Source organism: Peptostreptococcus sp., from assembly GCF_977045075.1.
Genome location: NZ_CDRRTB010000119.1, coordinates 1 through 3,271 on the forward strand (window position 1 = coordinate 1; position 3,271 = coordinate 3,271).

Annotated in this window: 2 protein-coding genes; both read left to right on the top strand. The window is 37.2% G+C overall.

What is annotated here, in order from left to right:
* A partial coding sequence (locus ACW6OJ_RS07705) for a PRD domain-containing protein (protein WP_456096235.1) occupies nt 1-671 on the top strand: 671 nt, incomplete at its 5' end.
* A 190-nt stretch (nt 672-861) separates the two neighbouring features.
* A complete protein-coding gene (locus tag ACW6OJ_RS07710; protein ID WP_456096236.1) occupies nt 862-3,015 on the top strand; it encodes a glucose PTS transporter subunit IIA in 2,154 nt (717 codons plus the stop codon).
* The last annotated feature ends 256 nt before the right edge of the window (nt 3,016-3,271 follow it).

Genomic DNA, 3,271 nt, shown 5'->3' on the forward strand with positions numbered 1-3,271 from the left:
GGTTGATTGCCTTGGCTGAAGAAGTCGATCCAGATATATTTGATGCGACAAGCGAGATGATTGGGCGTATAGAAAAGGAGCTTGGTCAAGACCTTTATAAGTATATATACCTATCCTTAACAGACCATATTGCCTTTGCAATAAAGAGAAATAAGGAGGGTATATTAGTTAGAAATACTTTTTTACATGAGATTAAAAGAATATATAAAAATGAATTTGCTGCGGCTATGTTGGCCTTAGAATATTTAAATGAAAGGTTTAATGTTGACCTTAACGAGGATGAAGCAGGCTTCATTGCTATTCATATAGTTAATTCCTACTACCAAGGTAATTCTGATAAGTATGATGAGGACATAAATGTTTTAAAAATTATGAAAGATATCTTGAATATTATAAGATATTATTATAAAATAGATTATGACGAAGATGATCTTGATTATGACAGACTGGTTACCCATGTAAGGTTCTTTGCTAAGAGGGTCTTATTGAGGAAGAAGCTGGACGACAATAATGATGATTTGCTGGAGTTAGTTAAAATTAAATATGACAGGGCCTATAGGTGTGTAGAGAAAATTAATGATTACATCATGAATAATTATTCGTATGAAATCGGGAATGATGAGAAATTATATTTAATCCTACATATCGATAGAGTTACGAGAAAATATTAAATAACTAGGGTTGTTACTGAAGAAGGCAAGACTTAGGTATATAGGAGTAGGTGAAGTGTGTTGACACTCTTATTTGGTGTTCATATATTCGCATAATCCTATATACTTAGGTCTTTTTTTATTAGAGATCTTTGGTAAGTATGTAGTAAAAATTTATGTCATATTAAGTTAAAATTTTTAGGAGGTTATTATGAACAAGGGTAAAATTTTTGAAGTTTTACAAAGAGTTGGTAGGTCTTTCATGCTTCCGATAGCAATTCTACCAGTTGCAGGACTTTTCCTTGGTATAGGTGGATCATTCACTAATACAACGATGCTAGAAACCTATAACCTAATGGGTGTCTTAGGACCTGGTACCTTTGCCAACTCAATTCTTACAGTTATGAATGATGCAGGTAGCATAGTATTTTCTAACCTGCCAATCTTGTTTGCCATGGGAGTTGCCATAGGTATGGCGAAGGCAGAAAAGGCTGTAGCCGCACTAGCAGGTGCACTAGCCTTCTTTATCATGCATGCTTCCATAGGTGCTATGATAACAGTTCATGGTGGTGCAGATAATATGCTAGCTGGTTCTGTCGCTACGACTGTTGGCATCAACTCACTACAGATGGGTGTATTTGGTGGTATTATAGTAGGTTTGGGTGTTGCTTACCTACACAACAAGTTCTACAAGATAGAACTACCACAGTCACTATCTTTCTTCTCAGGGACTAAGTTTGTTCCAATTATTTCGGCTGTTGTATATCTTATAGTTGGTATAATAATGTTTTACATCTGGCCAACAGTACAGGCTGGTATAAATGGAGTAGGTGAAGTGGTTAGAATTTCTGGTTACTTTGGTACTTGGGTATATGGTTTTATGGAAAGATTGCTTATACCGTTCGGCCTGCATCACGTATTCTACCTACCATTCTGGCAGACATCTGTTGGTGGTACAATGGAAGTTGGAGGCAAGATGATAGAGGGTGCTCAGAATATATTCTTTGCCCAGCTAGCAGACCCTTCTACTACACATTTTAGCGTAGAAGCAACTAGATTTATGTCTGGTAAGTTCCCACTAATGATATTTGGTTTACCTGGAGCAGCTCTTGCTATGTATAAGACAGCAAAGCCTGAAAAGAAAAAGATAGTTGGAGGTTTACTATTCTCAGCTGCCCTAACATCAATTTTAACAGGTATAACTGAGCCTCTAGAATTTACATTCTTATTTGTTGCTCCATTCCTATACTTAATCCATTGTATATTTGCAGGTTTAGCATATATGCTAATGCATATATTACAGGTTGGTGTAGGTATGACCTTCTCAGGAGGTCTTATAGACTTGACTTTATTTGGTATACTTCCTGGTAATGATAGGACAAACTGGCTGATGATACCTTTAGTTGGTATAGGATACTTTATTGTTTATTACTTCCTATTCAGCTTCCTAATCAAGAAGTTTAACCTTAAGACTCCAGGTAGGGAAGACGATGATAATGCTGAAGTAAAGCTATATACTAAGGCTGATGTAAATGCTAAGAAGGGTGAAGTTCAAAGTGGAGATAAGTCAGCAAATGCTGATGATGACCTATCAATGGCCATAGTTCACGGCTTAGGTGGAAAGTCAAATATTGAGTCAGTTGACTGCTGTATAACTAGGTTAAGGTGTACGGTTGCTGATTCAAACCTAGTAAGGGATGATGTCCTAAAGGCAACTGGTGCTGCTGGTGTTGTAAAGGCAGGCACTGGCGTACAGGTAATCTATGGTCCGAGAGTTACACTAATAAAGTCTAACCTAGAAGAGTATCTTGAAAGATCAAATGTTGAGGATGCTTATGGTGATATGCTAGCAGCTGGACAAATAGATGGTTCTGCAAAACTTGAAGATGAAGGCAAGGTTGAGCTTGGTGAATCGAGGATGGAAATCCTATCTCCAGCTAACGGAGACCTACTAGACCTTAGTGAGGTTCCTGATGATGTGTTCTCACAGAAGCTAATGGGTGAAGGATTTGCAGTTGAATCAGCTGATGGAGATATTTATGCACCTGTAAGTGGTGAAATTGGAATGATATTCCCAACGAAGCACGCTATAATAATAGCAACTGAAGACGGTATAGAAGTACTAATCCATATGGGCATAGATACTGTCAAGATGGATGGAAAGGGCTTTGAACTATTCTGTGAAATGGGACAGAAGGTTAAGGCTGGTGATAAGCTAGCCCACATGGACAAGGCTGTATTCCAGGCTGAAGGTTATCCTACAGTTACACCAGTGATATTTACCAACCTTGATACTAGCAAGAAAATTGACATAGTAGAAGGACAGGTTAAAGCCGGGGATAAGGATAGGATAGTTTGCAAGTAGCCTTTTATACTAAAGCTTAAAATATAAAGGATAAATATACTGGGTTAGTAGACTGGCCCAAACTCAAAACAGGTAGATATTCCATATATGGAAAATCTACCTGTTTCTTTATAAAGATTGATTTATAGAGGCTCTATGTCAAATAACGTTGGTGATAATTTAAATCAATAAAATCTATTAAATTATGCGGCAGCATCCATAGCAAACTTATAGCTATGGATGTTGCCTTTTTGTATCTTATACCTTTCCATTAGCA